Consider the following 14,441-nt stretch of genomic DNA (forward strand, 5'->3'; position numbering starts at 1 on the left):
TCGTCTGAGCCGGCGCCCGGAGGCAGGCCTCGGAGACGGGGCCGGCCAGCGAGACCTTCGGCAAAGCAGTGCACATCTGTGTCTTCCGCTGTGTGCTGCCGCGCCGAGGTGTCGATCGCAGTCACAGCACTCTCGGCGGGGCGGCCCCGACCGATTGAGGAACCTTGATCAGCTTCACCGTGACGGCGCTGGTGTTCGGCGTCGTCCTCCTTGCCGAACTGCCGGACAAGACCGCCCTCGCCGGACTGGTGCTCGGCACCCGCTACCGCGCCTCGTACGTCTTCGCCGGCGTGGCCGCTGCGTTCGCGCTGCATGTCGCGCTGGCCGTGGCGGCCGGGAGCGTGCTCACCCTGCTCCCCCAGCAGATCGTCCATGCGCTCACGGGAGTCCTCTTCCTGGGCGGCGCCGCCGTGCTGCTGATGAGGAAGGGCGAGGACGAGGAGGAGGTCCGCAAGCCCGAGAACCAGTCCTTCTGGAAGGTCGCGGGCGCCGGGTTCATGCTCATCCTGGTCGCCGAGTTCGGGGACCTGACCCAGATCATGACGGCGAACCTCGCGGCCCGTTACGACGACCCGCTCTCCGTCGGCCTTGGGGCGGTGCTGGCGCTGTGGGCGGTGGCCGGGCTCGGGATCGTCGGCGGGAAGGCCCTGATGAAGCGGGTGCCGCTGGCCCTCATCACCAGGATCGCGGCGCTGCTGATGCTGGCGCTCGGCGTGTGGAGCCTGTGGGAGGCCGTCGCCGGGTGAGCGGAGCGCGGGTGAGCTGAACACCGGGTGAACTGTTTCCGGGGGCACTGGCGGATGCCGGGCTGGTTTTGTACCGTAGAGAAACAAAGTGGCTCCCGCCCGTTTTCCCTGACCGGCGGGCGGGGCCGCCTTGTTTCCTCCCTCGCGCCCTGGAGCTGCCGATGACGGTCACCACCGTCCTCACCGCCCGCGCCCTCCTGCTGGACATGGACGGCACCCTCGTGAACTCCGACGCCGTCGTCGAGCGCATCTGGCGTCGCTGGTCCGAACGGCACGGGCTGGACGCCGACGAGGTCATGAAGGTGGTGCACGGACGTCAGGGCCATGCCTCCATGGCTCTGCTGCTGCCCGACCGGCCGATGGAGCAGAACCTCGCCGACAATGCCCGGATGCTCGCCGAGGAGACCGCCGACGTGGACGGCGTTGTAGCGATCCCCGGGGCGCCTGAGTTCCTCGCCTCGCTGCATGGGCTGCCGCATGCTCTGGTGACGTCGGCCGACCTGGCTCTTGCCACGGCGCGCATGGGGGCGGCGGGGTTGTCGCTTCCCGAGGTGCGGGTGACTGCTGAGTCGGTGGGCGCCAGCAAGCCGGATCCCGAGGGTTTCCTCAAGGGGGCCGCGGAACTGGGTGTCGACCCGGCCGACTGCATCGTCTTCGAGGACTCCGCGGCCGGGATCCAGGCGGGGCGCTCGGCGGGGATGCGGGTTGTCGGCGTCGGAGCGCGCGCCGATCTGTATGAGCCCGATGTGGTGGTGCGGGATTTGACTCGTGTGCGGGTTGAGGGTGTGGCCGGTGGGGGGATTCGGCTGTACGTCGGGTGACCTGGCTGGGGATTGCCCGCAGGCTGCGCAGGGTGGGGTGTTTCAGCCCGTCCGGCGTTTGAGGACCAGGCCGTTCAGGCCGAAGCGCCCGTCCCAAAGAAGGCAGCCCCCAGCCGGAGGCGCGCGGCCTCATGGCTGCGACGTCTCCGACTCCAGCCACGCCCGCGTCTCCGCCCCGTACACCCCCAGCTCGTCCCCCTGGATCCCCCGCGCCCACTGGTATCTGCTGACCGCGTCCTCGACGCCCTCGTTGTAGTGGCCGCCCGGCTGTCTCGTGTAGAGGCCGAGCTGGGTCAGGCGCAGTTCGAGTTCGGTGACCTCGGGGCCCTCGGAGCCGCGGCGCAGCACGGGCGGTGTTTTCTGGCGGCTGTCGGTCGCTCCGATGCTGGCGCCGGCGGTGGCCGTAGGCGCGGTCCGGGTCGGCTCGGGCGACCGGGACGGGCTCGGCGAGGCGCTCGTCGCCGACGGGGACGGCGAGAGCGACGGGCTCGCGCTGACCACCGGTACCGGCGGTGCGGGCCGTACGGACGTGGCGCTCTTCGACGGCGACGCGGACTCCGGGCTCGGCGACACGTCCGGCACGCTCGCCCGTACGTCGTCGGGCAGCGCGGTGTCCCGCGTCGGCGCCTCGTAGGAGAACAGCCCGCTCGCCATCCCGGCTGCTGTCATCACCGCGACGACCGCCCCGCCGACACCGAGCAGCACGGTGCGATGTCTGCGGCGCCCCCTGCCCGCCGCGTCGTCCTCGTCGTACGGGTCCGCGGTGTCTCCCGTGCCCGCGCCCTCGAACAGGTGCAGATCGTCGGCGCTCGGCACCTCGGCATCCACCGCCCGTAACGGCATCGTCGCCTCGACCGCCGGCACCACAGGAGGCGCGGCGGGCTCGCTCCCCGCCCCCTCCAGCTCTACATACGGCCGTATCCGCAGCGGGTCGAAGTCCTCCGCCGCGGCCTGCTCGGCCGTACGGGCGTCGCGCAGGGCGTCGGACGCCCGTTGAGTGCAGCCGCAGGACGGAGTGTTGTCCGCCCCTCTGGGCGCTCCGCACTCCGGGCACTGGTGACCTTTCGGGTCTGTCACGCGTTCGTCCCTCCCTTCACGCTCCCCTCGCGAACTTCAGAGGTTATCCAGGTCATCTTCACTCCGTGCCGTTAGCCCCCGGAATATCGGGTTCCACCAGGACTCAACAGGCCATAACCGGTCACACCGATCACCATGGACGTGTAACGAGAGCCGCGGGAGGTCTTCATGGCCGGGGATGCGCACGGTATGACGGGGAATGTGCGTGACGCACAGGCATCCGCGAAGCCCCCGCAGCGGGGCAGTGCCGCCCAGGAGCACGTGTCCGGGAACGTACTCGTATCGATCGGGGCCCTGCTCCTCGGGATGCTGCTCGCCGCCCTCGACCAGACCATCGTGTCGACCGCGCTGCCCACCATCGTCAGCGACCTGGGCGGCCTCGACCACCTGTCCTGGGTGGTCACGGCGTATCTGCTGGCCTCGACCGCCGCGACCCCGCTGTGGGGCAAGCTCGGTGACCAGTACGGGCGGAAGCGGCTGTTCCAGACCGCGATCGTGATTTTCCTCATCGGTTCCGCGCTCTGCGGAATGGCGCAGAACATGCCTCAGTTGATCGCGTTCCGGGCGGTGCAGGGCCTGGGCGGCGGCGGGTTGATGGTGCTGTCGATGGCGATCGTCGGGGATGTCGTCGCGCCCCGTGAACGCGGCCGCTACCAAGGCCTGTTCGGGGCCGTCTTCGGTGCGACGAGCGTGCTGGGGCCCCTGCTCGGCGGGCTGTTCACCGAACACCTCAGCTGGCGCTGGGTGTTCTACGTCAACCTTCCCGTCGGTGTCGTCGCCCTCGCCGTGATCGCGACCGCCCTGCGCATCCCCCGCAAGACCGCGCAGCACGTCATCGACTACCTCGGCACCTTCCTCATCGCCGCGGTCGCCACCTGTCTGATCCTGGTCGCCTCCCTCGGCGGCACGACCTGGGGCTGGGGTTCGACACAGATCGCCGGGATGATACTCCTGGGCGTAGGACTGGCCGTCGCGTTCGTGGCCGTGGAGCGGAGAGCGGCCGAACCCGTCCTGCCGCTCAAGCTGTTCCGCATCCGCACCTTCGCCCTCTCCGCGGTCATCAGCTTCGTCGTCGGCTTCGCCATGTTCGGCGCGATGACCTATCTGCCGACCTTCCTCCAGGTCGTCCAGGGCGTGACGCCGACCATGTCCGGCGTGCACATGCTGCCCATGGTGTTCGGCATGCTGCTGTCGTCCACGGCCTCCGGCCAGATCGTCAGCCGCACCGGCCGCTGGAAGGTCTTCCCGATCGCGGGCACGGGCGTCACCACCCTCGGCCTGCTGCTCCTCCACCAGCTCGACGAGAACAGCTCCACGGCCGAGATGAGCGTCGACTTCTTCGTCTTCGGCCTCGGACTCGGCCTGGTCATGCAGGTGCTGGTGCTCATCGTGCAGAACGCCGTCTCCTACGAGGACCTCGGCGTAGCCACCTCCGGCGCGACCTTCTTCCGCTCGATCGGGGCCTCCTTCGGCGTGGCGATCTTCGGCACGGTCTTCGCGAGCCGCCTCGGCGACAAACTGACGGACGCCTTCCGGGGCACCCGCCTCCCCGCGGGCATCTCCGCGGACGCCCTCAAGTCCGACCCGCGCGGCATCGGCTCACTGCCGCCCGCCCTGCGCGGGCCCGCCCTGCACGCGTACGCCTCGTCCATCACCGACGTCTTCCTGTACGCCGCCCCCGTCGCCCTCCTAGGCTTCGTCCTGGCCTGGTTCCTCAAGGAGGACAGGCTGCGCGGCTCCGTCACCGCGCCCGACGTCACGGAGACCCTGGCCAGCAATCCGGTCGAGCGGTCCTCGTACGACGAGGTGTGCCGCGCGCTGTCCCTGCTGGGCACGCGGGACGGCCGGCGCGAGGTCTACCAGAAGATCACCGAACGGGCGGGCTACGACCTGCTGCCCGCGGCGAGCTGGTTGCTGCTGCGGATCAAGAAGTACGGCTGGGCCGAGCCGGGCGTGCTCGCGGAGCGCAGCACGGTGCCGCTCCGGGTGGTCATCGCCGCCGCCCGCCAGCTCGAGGAGCGGCGCCTTGCCACCCGGGAGGGCATCGATCTGGTCCTCACCGACCAGGGCCGCGAGGTGGCCGAACGGCTCGCGCAGGCCCGCGAGGAGTCGCTCGCGGAACTGCTCGGCGACTGGTGGGGCCCGGACCGGCCGACCGACCTGAACCGTCTGGTCAAGGAACTGAACGACGAGATGTGCGGCTCGGACGAGGAGAGGCCGTACAAGGAGTCGGTGGCAAAGGTCAGTTGAGGTCCTTGCGGAACCAGTGCTCGGCGTACTCGGCGTCGTTGTGCGGCTCCGTCTCCCGGTAGCCGAGCCGTGCGTACAGGGCGCGGGCCTCCACGAGGTCGCCACGGGTGTCGAGGATCAGCTGATCGGCGCCGAGGTCCCGGGCGGCCTCCTCGGCAGCAGCCACGAGGAGCGCGGCCCCGCCCTTGCCGCGCATCCCCTCGTGCACGAACACCCGGGTCAGCTCGGCGGTCGTGGCATCCAGCAGCCGTACACCCGCCGACCCCGCGGGCGCGCCGCCGTACCGTGCGACCAGCAACCGGCCCGTCGGCGGGGCCAGTTCGGCGCCGGTGTTGGCCGCGATCTCCCGCTCCAGCTCGGCCGGGTCGGTCCGCCGCCCCTCGTGCAGGAGGTAATAGCGGTCGCTGACCTCCGTGTAGTAGGCCCGCCAAAGGGCCGCGGCCACGGGGGAGTCGACGGGTTCGGGGGAGATCGTCCAGGTCACCCGGTCATTGTGCGGAGACGGTGTGCGGGGCACGCAACCGAATATGGGTCGCCCCCGGTGAGTCCAGGACCTGCGTCTTCTGCCACTCGATGTGCTGGTCGCCCAGGTCGTCGAAGAGCCGGCGGCCCCCGCAGGCGAGGACCGGCACGACGTGCAGGAGAAGCTCGTCCAGCCACCCTGCCCGGATGAACTGCTGCACGAGATCCGCGCCGCCCGCCAGCGACACGTCCTTGTCGCCGGCCGCCTCCCTGGCCAGCTCCAGCGCCCGCTCCGGGCCCTCGGTGACGAAGTGGAAGGTGGTGCCGCCCTTCTTCACCAGCGCCTCGCGGGCGTGGTGGGTGACGACGTACACGGGCGCGTGGAAGGGCGGCTCGTCGCCCCACGGGATCTCCCCCGTGATGTACATGCCGTGGCCCATCACGACCGCGCCGGGCCGAGTGACATGCTCGGCGATCAGGTCGTCGTCGGGTCCGGTGTCCCCGCCCTTCATCCCCTGCATCTGCCGGAACGTCCGCAGCCCGTACACCCACGAGTGCAGCCGTTCCCCGCCGATCCCGAGCGGGTGCTCGCGCCCCGACTCGGGCCCCGCGATGTATCCGTCGAGCGACATGGCCAGCCGTGCGATGACCTCACCCATGACAACCTCCTCAGTACGCTTCCGGGCCTCTGCACCCCTGCGTCGATCGGCCGCCCGCGAAATCGACACACCGACCGCACGAATTCGCAGGCGCGTCGCCATGAACCGCAGCGACCGGCTCTGCGCCCTGGCCGGCGGTAGGAAACCGCGCCTTGTGGCCGCACCGAGCGGGGCGGTGGGCTGTGCCAGGGCCCGCGACGCCGAGTCGATTCGCTGGGCAGGCTCTGGGCCGTGCGGGTTCCGGTCGGGGCGCCAAAGGATCCGTCCGCTGTCGTACTCCGTGTCGATCGCGTGCCCGGCGCCGCCAGGGTGGTCCACGCGGACGACGTCGGCGCCCAGGTCGGCGAGGAGCATGGCGGCGGACGGGCCGGGCCCGGTACCCGGCCGGCTCCACCACGCGGACGCCGGGAAGCGGGCCGTGTCCAGGCGTCCTTGCCTCTGCCGTGCAGTCGCCACGGGTTATGACCGGCGCGGGGTCGCATCGTCGACTTCGTCGCCGCCTCCGAGGCGACCCGGGAGGCCCCGTCCGCCGTTTGAGGGGTGGCTTCCGGGCAACCCGGACGAGGAACCGGCCCACGGGGCCGACACACCGGAAGGCACCCATGTCCACAGGCATGATCATTGCTCTGATCGTGATCGTGGCGGCCGTGGTCGTTGTCGCGGCCGCCCTCACTCTGCGTGCCCGGGGCGGGTACGGCGGCCGGGACCTGAAGCGGCGCTTCGGGCCCGAGTACGACCGGACGCTGGCCCGGCACGACGGGGACGCCAAGGCCGCCGAGCGTGAGCTCACGGAGCGCGTGGAGCGGCACGGATCGCTGCGCGAGCAGCCGCTGGAGCCGGGCAGGCGCGAGGAGTTCACGGCCCGCTGGACGGCCGCCCAGGAGCGCTTCGTCGACGCGCCGCGGGAAGCGGTCACCGAGGCGGACCGGCTGCTCGCGGAGCTCGCCGCCCTCCGTGGCTTCCCCGACGACAGCCACTACGAGGAACAGCTCGCCGCCCTCTCCGTCCACCACGCCGACCACGTCCACGGCTACCGACACGTCCACCGTGTCGCACGCGTGAGCGGGCAGGACGGCGACCGGGCCGACACGGAGGAGATGCGCGAGGCGATGGTGGAGGCCCGGGCCCTCTTCGAGGACCTGACCGCCCCGCCCCGCCGCACCGAGAAGACTCCGGCGTCCGCCGCCACCCGCACCAAGGTCCACAAGCACGAGAGCCGCGGCCACCTGCCCTGGGCCCTCAACCGACGCCAAGCCAAGGGGAGCTGAGCGACATGACGGATGCGACGACCGGCCCCGCCGCCGAAGGTGCCGAGGCCGAGGACAGGACGAACCGCACCACGGTGACGCCCACCCCGCAGGAGGTGACGGAGGAGGCGGAAACCGGGGCGGGTCACGAGGGCACGGCCCCCGGCCGGCCCACCGGCACTCCCGGCCCCACCACCACCACCCCGACCACGACCCCGACCAGCGGCCGCCTCCTCCCGCACGACGAGTGCGACAAGCTGGAGCTCCGCCTTCGCCACGCGGTCTCCGGGTTCGTGGACGGGCCGCGGGACTCCGTCGAGGAGGCCGATCACGTGGTCGAGGAGATCGCCGGACAGTTCACCGAGGCCCTGACCCGGCGGCGCCGCACCCTGCGCATGTCCTGGCAGGACGGCGAGGACACCGAACAGCTCCGGCTGGCCCTGCGGGACTACCGGAACCTGGCGGAACGACTCCTACACGGGTGACCCGTTCGAAGTACCCGTATCCCTCTCAGCGTCCCTCGCCGTCGTCCGGCGCTCCCGCCACTCCCGTGCGACCTCCTCGACGTCGTACGGCTTCATCCCGAGCGGGGGGCCGGGCGGCGGCTTGAACATCATGTCGCGGATCTTGACGTTGACGTCGGTGACGATCTTCCGCGCGATCCGCTCCGAGGGCGCCGCATACGCTGCCGCCAGCGCGTCCTCGGCCTCCTTGCGCAGGGCGAGCGTGGGCGGCAGCACGGACAGACCCTCGCGGGCCATCTTCTGCTTGATCCACCACAGTTCGTCGTACGAGGTGTCGGTACCGGCGGGCAACGGCTTGCCCGCACCGGGCAGTTGGGTGAACTCGCCGCGTCTTTCGGCGTCACGGATCTGCTTGTCGACCCAGGACTCGAACGGCACACCCGGTGGCTTTCGCTCGGTCATGACTCCATTGTGCCGGACGCGGCATGCCCGGGCGATTTATCATGCGGCCGCTGTGTAAGGACACTTCAAGAGGAGCAGCGCGTGCTCGAACTGACCATGGCCACCGTCTCCGGGGCGGAAGAGGGGGCCACGGCCGGCATGCTCATGGCCGACGCACCCAGTGAGCCCGGTGCCGTGCTGCGGGTGGGGCGGGACACGTCCGTGTGCCGTCTTGCGACGCCCGACGACTGGCTGTTCATCTCCCGGGTCCACCTGGAGTTCCTGTGCGGCCCCGAGGGGATCTGGCAGCTGACCTGGCTGCGCGGCTCACAGGCCGACCCGTCCTCCGAGGTCCGGCTGATCGTCGGGGAGTACGCGCAGCCGCTCGCCTACGGCGGGACCGTGGCGCTGCCCAGAGGCGGCAGCGGCGAGATCGTCGTCCAGGACCGCACCGCCCCACGCAGCGTCAACGTCGGCTTCTACCACGAGTACTGAAGCGGCCGGGTGAAGTCCGCTGCGCCCCGAAGGGGCGCGGGGAACTGCGCGACCAGCCACGACGGCGCCGCAGGCATCGACGGCCCCCCTTGGACGGGGACCCCACCCGCGGAGCGCTAAAGCACGCGCGCCAGCGCGAAGCCGTCGTAGCCCTTGCTGCCCACCGTCTGGATCGCCGTGCCGCTCAACCGCGGGTGCGAGCCGATCAGTTCGACGGCGGCGCGGCTGCCCAGCACGTCGGGCGCATTGCTGTCCGCGTCGGCGACCCGGCCGCCGCGTACGACGTTGTCCACGACGATCAGGCTGCCCGCGCTGGTGAGCCGGAGGGCCCACTCCACGTAGTTCGGGTTGTTGACCTTGTCGGCGTCGATGAAGACCAGGTCGAAGGGGGGCGGGTTCTCGTCGGCCAGTTTGGGCAGCGACTCCAGGGCCGGGCCGACCCGCACCTCGACGATCCGGTCGAGGCCCGCGCGCGTGATGTTGCGGCCGGCGACCTCGGCGTGCTTGGCGCTGTACTCGAGCGAGATCAGGCGGCCGTCCTCGGGCAGCGCGCGGGCCAGCCAGATGGTGCTGTAGCCGCCGAGGGTGCCGATCTCCAGGATGGTGCGGGCGCCCTGGATCTGGGCGAGGAGCTGCAGGAACTTGCCCTGGAGCGGGGTCACCGCGATCTGCGGGAGCTCGGCGGCGTCGCTGTCGCGGAGGGCCGCTTCGAGGGCGTCGTCGTTCCGTGAGAGGTGGGTGCTGAAGTACTCGTCCACGTCGTCCCAGAGCTGCGACTCGCTCATTCGCTGTGCCTTCCGTGTGACTGCTTAGCGCTTCTAACTAGCTGCCCTAATGAATATAGCCGCGGGCCGGTGCCCCGTCAGGGAGATCATGACGGCCGGGTTCAGCTGATCGGTGGAGGCGCGTGCACCGGCGGCGGAGGCGGCACCGGGCGCCGGGAACGCCGTACCGCGAACACCGTCACGGCCGCGACGGCAAAGGCGAAGGCGCCGGAGACCGTCAGCAGCCACGCCGGGATCCCGGCCACCTTGCGCAGCCGGTCCTCGTAGATCACCTGCTGGAACGGGGTGTCCGCGGACGCCCGGCGCAGTACGTGGTCGCCGGAGATCGACGACGGGTACGGGAACTCCTGGCCGATCGCGGTCAGGAACGGTGTGCCCGCGGCCAGCTCGGCCAGCGGGCCCGACTTCGCCGTGACACGTCCGGCGTAGGTGACGCGGGGACGCTCGCCGCCGATCGCGGAGCGGGTCTCCATGCGGTGCGCGGCGAGGACGTACAGGCCCAGGGACTGCGGGGTGCGGGCCAGGCGGGACAGGCGCATCGGGTAGACGGGCTGCCCGGACGCGAAGGTGAGGTGGAGCGGGTCCAGCCTGCCGTTCAGCGCGGTGTTCGCGGTGCCGGGGGAGAGGCGGACGGCGACGTACTCCCAGCGGCGGCTCACATACGGCTGGAGGGCGTCCTGGAGGCGGGGCGGCATGGCGAAGCCGTTGGTGTCGAGCCAGGCGTTCAGGGCGGCCGGGTCGGTGGCGGTCAGGCGGGCCACGTCGAAGGGGCCGAGCTTCTGCCGGCCGACCACGCCCACGCCGGGAGCGCCGGCACCGGCCCCGGGCGGGCCGCCCGCGCTGCTGCCGTCGCCGGTGACCAGCGGCCAGTCGCCGTCCTGCGGCCAGAAGTGGTAGCGGTCGCGGTGGACGGGGGCGGTGGTGGCGGCGAGCTGGGTGAACAGCGCCGGGTCGCCGAGCTCGACCGTCGCGCGGTGCGGGACCGGCATGATCCAGGCGGCCCGGCCGGCGTCCCCGCCGACCGTCAGGGACATCACGATCTGTTCCCGGCTGCCGTCCCAGCGCACGACGGACTCCTCACGGCCGACGCTCACCCGCCGCTGCCCCTCGGGGATCAACGCGCCGCAGCCGCACGCGTACGCCGGTGCCATCAATGACCCCAGCTGAGTCGCCAGCAGGGTCACAACGACCGCCAGTAACCGTGCGCGTGTGCATCTCCGCGGGAAACAGGCCATTCCCCGAAGCCTCCGTGCTGCCGTGGACAGAGCTTCACACGGTACGGGGGCCTCGGCGGTTCCGGAGGCGATCGCTTATCGGGCGCACTATGGTCATCCCGACAAATGGAGCACGTACGGCAGGTGAATCCGGGACGTCCTGCGTCTCTCCAACGGGGACGATCCGAACCACAGGGTGCGAAAAGGAGCGAAGGGGCGGGAGGCCGACCAGGCGTGGCGAACGTGGAGCACAGCGGGCGACCGGCGGAAACCTTCGGAGCGACAGCCCTCGGAGGGGGCCCCAGACGCCTGCATGTGGTCCGCCTCGGCCTGTGGCTGGTCGCGGCCGTACTCGCCGTACGCCAGGTGGCCGTCGTCCTCAGTACACCCAGGGGTGAACGGCTGACGGATCTGGAGACCTGGGTCGGTCCGCACGGCGTCCTGCATGTGAAGGGGTCGCTCTACGACTCGACGCAGTTCACCGGCACTCCGTTCGGCGGACTGGTCCTCAAGCCCCTCACCCGGGCGGCCGAGCAGGCACTCGGCTGGGGCTGGACCTTCGGCACGCTGCTGCTGGTGGTCGCGCTCGGCCTGATCGTGGCGCGTGCGCTGCCGCAGCCGGTGAGCCGGCGGACCTCCCTGTTCGCCGCACCGCTCGCGATCAGCCTGCTGATGCTGTCGCTGCCGGTGCGCAACACGCTGCGGCTCGGGCAGACCAGCATCATCCCGGTCCTGCTGGTGCTCGTCGGCTGCTTCGTCGTCCGCGGCGAACGCAGCAGCGGCCTGCTGATCGGTCTTGCCGCCGCCCTCCAGCCGACCGTGCTGCTCTTCGCCCCGCTGCTGTGCTTCACCGGGCGCCGCCGTGCCGCGGCCGCCACCGGGATCACCTTCGCCGCCTGCACGGCGCTCGCGTGGGCCGCGATGCCGCACGACTCGTCCACCTACTGGGTGCACCACATCGCGGGCGCCGGCCTCGGCGGCAAGGCCGACGACCTCGCCAACCAGTCCCTGCACGGCGCGCTGCTCCGGCTCGGATTCTCCGGCCCTGTGGAGATCGTCCTGTTCTTCGCGCTGGGCACGGCGGTCGCCGTGCTCGGTGTGCGCCGCGCCGTGCGCTACGCGCGCGACGGGCAGCTGCTCCTCGCGGTCGCCGTCACCGGCTGCGCGGCGATCGCCGTGTCGCCGACCGCCTGGCAGCACCAGCTGCTGTGGGTGCTGCTCGCGGTCGTCGGACGGGTCGGCAGGCGGGCCTCCGACCGGTATGTGTGGCCGGTCGCCGTGGTCCTGGTGATGACACTGCCCGCGAAAATGATGCTGCCGAACATGGAGCGGCTGTACCCGCTGCGGGACAACCTGGTGCTGGTCGCCGCGCTCGCCGCGGCCACCGTCGTGCCGTTCCTGTCCCGCACCTCGCCGTACTACCGCTCTCCGGTCCCGACGGAGTACGCCGCCCCGGTCCGGGCCCGCTTCCGGCACGTCCCCGTCGTTTCGTTCCTGCGCCGGGTCCTCACCCGCCCGAACCTGCTCCTCGAACTCCTCCTGATGCGTGTCACCTACGCCGCCTACCAGCAGATCCGGCTCGGGGTGACCGCCGACCGGGCCACCGCGGAACACCACGGACACCAGATCCACCGGATCGAGCTGTGGCTTTCCGTCGACTTCGAGCACTGGGTCAACCATGCCGTGGTGAAGGTCGACTGGCTGCGCGGTTTCCTCGACTACTACTACCTGTCGTTCCACTTCGGCGTCCCGCTCACCATCCTGGCCGTGCTCTATGTGCGGCGCCCTGTGGACTACCGCTGGGCGCGCTCGGCCCTGGGCCTGGCCACCGTGTTCGGCCTGATGGGCTTCTGGCTGTACCCGCTGGCGCCGCCGCGCCTGATGCCGGGGCTCGGCTTCATCGACACGGTGCACGGGGTCCAGGACTTCTCCAAGCCGAACTACGGCACGCTGACCGAGTTCACCAACCAGTACGCGGCCATGCCGTCCCTGCACTTCGCCTGGGCGCTGTGGTGCGGCATCGTGATCGTGACCCTCGCGCCCAGGTGGTGGCTGAAGCCCTTCGGTCTGCTGCACCCGCTGTTCACGCTGTCCTCGATCATCGCGACCGGCAACCACTGGTTCCTGGACGCGGTCGGCGGTGCCACCGTGGTCGGGGCGGGCTTCGGGCTGCAGTACCTGGTGTCGGGCCCGCGGGCGGCCACCGCGGCCGCCATCGCCGTGAAGGACGAGTCCCCGGCGGACGCGGGGACCGCGCACACCCGTCGGGCGCCCTCGGAGCATTGACGGGCCGGCGGCGCCGGGAGGCCGCCGGCCCGAGACCCTGGTCGGCCGGAGATCGTCAAACGACCTGGACCTGAAGGTGCTTCACGCCGTTGATCCACGCCGAACGCAGCCGGGACGGGTCGCCGGCCAGGGTGAGGCCCGGCAGGGCGTCGGCGATCGCGTTGAAGATCAGGTCGATCTCGAGGACGGCCAGGGACTTGCCGAGGCAGTAGTGCGGTCCTCCGCCGCCGAAGCCGAGGTGGGGGTTGGGGTCGCGGAGGATGTCGAAGGCGTCGGGGTCGGTGAAGACCTCCGGGTCGTGGTTGGCGGAGGCGTAGAAGATCCCGACCCGGTCCCCCTTCTTTATCGACTTCCCGCCCAGCTCGGTGTCCTGAGTGGCCGTCCGCTGGAAGGAGTTGACCGGGGTGGCCCACCGCACGATCTCCTCGGCCGCGGTCTGCGGGCGCTCCCGCTTGTACAGCTCCCACTGCTCGGGATGGGTCAGGAACGCGTGCATCCCGTGGGTGATGGCGTTTCGGGTGGTCTCGTTGCCCGCGACGGCCAGCATCAGCACGAAGAAGCCGAACTCGTCGGAGTTGAGGTTGCCCTCGTCCTCGGCGGCCACCAGCGTCGTGACGATGTCCTTCGCCGGGCACTGCTTCCGGTCGGCGGCCATGTTCATGGCGTAGGAGATCAGCTCGGTGGCCGACTCGGCGCCGACCTCCTCGGTGATCGCGTACTCCGGGTCGTCGTACGAGATCATCTTGTTGGACCAGTCGAAGATTTTCGCCCGGTCGTCCTGCGGGATGCCGATGAGCTCGGCGATCGCCTGCAGGGGCAGTTCGCAGGCGACGTCGGTCACGAAGTCGAAGGGGCCGGTCTGCGCGCGGGCGCTCTGCGCGATGTTGTGGGCGCGCTCGCGCAGCCGGTCCTCCAGTGCCCGTATGGCGCGCGGGGTGAAGACGCGCTGCACGATCTGGCGGACGCGGGTGTGCTCAGGCGGATCCATGTTGAGCAGGATCAGCCGCTGCGCGTCGATGGCGTCGCGTTCGATGTGCTCGTTGAAGCGGATGATCGCCGTGTTGAGGGATGAGGAGAACAGCTCGGGGTGGGTGGAGACGTACTTGACGTCCGCGTGCCGGGTGACGGCCCAATACCCCTCGTCCTGGAAGCCGGCGATGTTGCCCGACTGCGGGATCCAGCGGACCGGTTCGGCCCGCCGCAGCTCGGCGAACTCCGGCAGGGGCACACGGTGGTGCAGCAGGTCGGGGTCGGTGAAGTCGAACCCGTCGGGGAGAGCTGGACAGTGCATGGGCGACTCCGGCTCGAGTTCTGACGGTCCATCAGGTTTCAGGTTTGCCGTGAAGGTAGTAACGGGTTCTACAAGAGGCAAGAGGTACGGCACGCCGAATTGCATGCACGACTCTTGCGGTTGTGGACGCGCTGTCAGCAGACTGCTGCCAGAACTAGAACACGTACTAGTTCAGCGTGGCGGGGCCGGCCGGGACGCCCCCG

The 14,441-nt window shown here is 70.8% G+C and carries 14 protein-coding genes; 7 read left to right on the forward strand and 7 right to left on the reverse strand.

Annotated features, from left to right (window positions below; genetic code table 11):
* Positions 1-164 precede the first annotated feature (164 nt).
* A complete protein-coding gene (locus IH68_RS0110380) occupies positions 165-746 on the forward strand; it encodes a TMEM165/GDT1 family protein (RefSeq protein WP_030931919.1) in 582 nt (193 codons plus the stop codon).
* A gap of 161 nt (positions 747-907) precedes the next feature.
* On the forward strand, positions 908-1,567 hold the full coding sequence (locus tag IH68_RS0110385; RefSeq protein WP_030931922.1) for an HAD family hydrolase: 660 nt from the start codon (positions 908-910) through the stop codon (positions 1,565-1,567).
* Positions 1,568-1,696: 129 nt separating this feature from the next.
* On the opposite strand, the gene IH68_RS0110390 is transcribed toward IH68_RS0110385, so the two are convergent.
* The gene (locus IH68_RS0110390; protein WP_030931925.1) at positions 1,697-2,644 is read right to left on the reverse strand and encodes a peptidoglycan-binding domain-containing protein; all 948 of its coding nucleotides are present in this window, start codon (positions 2,642-2,644) and stop codon (positions 1,697-1,699) included.
* Between the two features lie 168 nt (positions 2,645-2,812).
* On the opposite strand from IH68_RS0110390, the gene IH68_RS0110395 reads away from it, so the two are divergent.
* Positions 2,813-4,894 (forward strand): MDR family MFS transporter, encoded by a 2,082-nt coding sequence (locus tag IH68_RS0110395; RefSeq protein ID WP_030931929.1) that lies wholly within the window; start codon positions 2,813-2,815, stop codon positions 4,892-4,894.
* Here IH68_RS0110395 and IH68_RS0110400 read toward each other — a convergent pair.
* Together IH68_RS0110400 and IH68_RS0110405 are read right to left on the reverse strand one after the other, a co-directional pair.
* On the reverse strand, positions 4,887-5,378 hold the full coding sequence (locus tag IH68_RS0110400; RefSeq protein WP_030931932.1) for a GNAT family N-acetyltransferase: 492 nt from the start codon (positions 5,376-5,378) through the stop codon (positions 4,887-4,889). The two genes, IH68_RS0110395 and IH68_RS0110400, sit on opposite strands and share 8 nt — an antisense overlap.
* 4 nt (positions 5,379-5,382) lie before the next feature.
* On the reverse strand, positions 5,383-6,015 hold the full coding sequence (locus IH68_RS0110405; protein WP_030931948.1) for a dihydrofolate reductase family protein: 633 nt from the start codon (positions 6,013-6,015) through the stop codon (positions 5,383-5,385).
* Positions 6,016-6,617: 602 nt separating this feature from the next.
* On the opposite strand from IH68_RS0110405, the gene IH68_RS0110410 reads away from it, so the two are divergent.
* Together IH68_RS0110410 and IH68_RS0110415 are read left to right on the forward strand one after the other, a co-directional pair.
* Positions 6,618-7,283 carry a hypothetical protein gene (locus IH68_RS0110410; protein WP_030931952.1) on the forward strand — a complete coding sequence of 222 codons (666 nt, stop codon included), beginning with the start codon at positions 6,618-6,620 and terminating at the stop codon, positions 7,281-7,283.
* Between the two features lie 5 nt (positions 7,284-7,288).
* Positions 7,289-7,747 (forward strand): hypothetical protein, encoded by a 459-nt coding sequence (locus IH68_RS0110415; RefSeq protein WP_030931955.1) that lies wholly within the window; start codon positions 7,289-7,291, stop codon positions 7,745-7,747.
* Here the strand turns inward: IH68_RS0110415 and IH68_RS0110420 are convergent.
* Positions 7,736-8,188: a DUF1992 domain-containing protein gene (locus tag IH68_RS0110420; RefSeq protein ID WP_030931958.1), complete on the reverse strand. Its 453-nt coding sequence runs from the start codon at positions 8,186-8,188 to the stop codon at positions 7,736-7,738. The two genes, IH68_RS0110415 and IH68_RS0110420, sit on opposite strands and share 12 nt — an antisense overlap.
* An 81-nt stretch (positions 8,189-8,269) precedes the next feature.
* Here IH68_RS0110420 and IH68_RS0110425 point away from each other — a divergent pair, with 81 nt between their 5' ends.
* Positions 8,270-8,662, forward strand: a complete 393-nt coding sequence (locus tag IH68_RS0110425) for a hypothetical protein (RefSeq protein WP_030931962.1) — start codon at positions 8,270-8,272, stop codon at positions 8,660-8,662.
* A gap of 116 nt (positions 8,663-8,778) precedes the next feature.
* Here IH68_RS0110425 and IH68_RS0110430 read toward each other — a convergent pair whose 3' ends face one another.
* Positions 8,779-9,447 carry an O-methyltransferase gene (locus IH68_RS0110430; protein WP_030931966.1) on the reverse strand — a complete coding sequence of 223 codons (669 nt, stop codon included), beginning with the start codon at positions 9,445-9,447 and terminating at the stop codon, positions 8,779-8,781.
* Positions 9,448-9,548: 101 nt separating this feature from the next.
* Positions 9,549-10,598: a DUF2330 domain-containing protein gene (locus tag IH68_RS0110435; protein WP_030931969.1), complete on the reverse strand. Its 1,050-nt coding sequence runs from the start codon at positions 10,596-10,598 to the stop codon at positions 9,549-9,551.
* A gap of 297 nt (positions 10,599-10,895) precedes the next feature.
* On the opposite strand from IH68_RS0110435, the gene IH68_RS0110440 reads away from it, so the two are divergent.
* Positions 10,896-12,947, forward strand: coding sequence for a bifunctional glycosyltransferase 87/phosphatase PAP2 family protein (locus IH68_RS0110440; RefSeq protein WP_030931974.1), 2,052 nt, complete (start codon positions 10,896-10,898; stop codon positions 12,945-12,947).
* A gap of 55 nt (positions 12,948-13,002) precedes the next feature.
* Here IH68_RS0110440 and IH68_RS0110445 read toward each other — a convergent pair whose 3' ends face one another.
* Positions 13,003-14,238: a cytochrome P450 gene (locus tag IH68_RS0110445; protein ID WP_030931977.1), complete on the reverse strand. Its 1,236-nt coding sequence runs from the start codon at positions 14,236-14,238 to the stop codon at positions 13,003-13,005.
* Positions 14,239-14,441 lie beyond the last annotated feature (203 nt).

This window comes from Streptomyces sp. NRRL S-646, from assembly GCF_000720765.1.
In the GTDB taxonomy this organism is placed as follows: domain Bacteria; phylum Actinomycetota; class Actinomycetes; order Streptomycetales; family Streptomycetaceae; genus Streptomyces.

Coding starts and splice junctions, on each gene's coding strand:
- IH68_RS0110385 (WP_030931922.1), top strand. CDS start 908: ATGACGGTCACCACCGTCCTCACCGCCCGCGCCCTCCTGCTGGACATG.
- IH68_RS0110395 (WP_030931929.1), top strand. CDS start 2,813: ATGGCCGGGGATGCGCACGGTATGACGGGGAATGTGCGTGACGCACAG.
- IH68_RS0110405 (WP_030931948.1), bottom strand. CDS start 6,015: ATGGGTGAGGTCATCGCACGGCTGGCCATGTCGCTCGACGGATACATC.
- IH68_RS0110410 (WP_030931952.1), top strand. CDS start 6,618: ATGTCCACAGGCATGATCATTGCTCTGATCGTGATCGTGGCGGCCGTG.
- IH68_RS0110415 (WP_030931955.1), top strand. CDS start 7,289: ATGACGGATGCGACGACCGGCCCCGCCGCCGAAGGTGCCGAGGCCGAG.
- IH68_RS0110420 (WP_030931958.1), bottom strand. CDS start 8,188: ATGACCGAGCGAAAGCCACCGGGTGTGCCGTTCGAGTCCTGGGTCGAC.
- IH68_RS0110430 (WP_030931966.1), bottom strand. CDS start 9,447: ATGAGCGAGTCGCAGCTCTGGGACGACGTGGACGAGTACTTCAGCACC.
- IH68_RS0110435 (WP_030931969.1), bottom strand. CDS start 10,598: ATGGCACCGGCGTACGCGTGCGGCTGCGGCGCGTTGATCCCCGAGGGG.
- IH68_RS0110445 (WP_030931977.1), bottom strand. CDS start 14,238: ATGCACTGTCCAGCTCTCCCCGACGGGTTCGACTTCACCGACCCCGAC.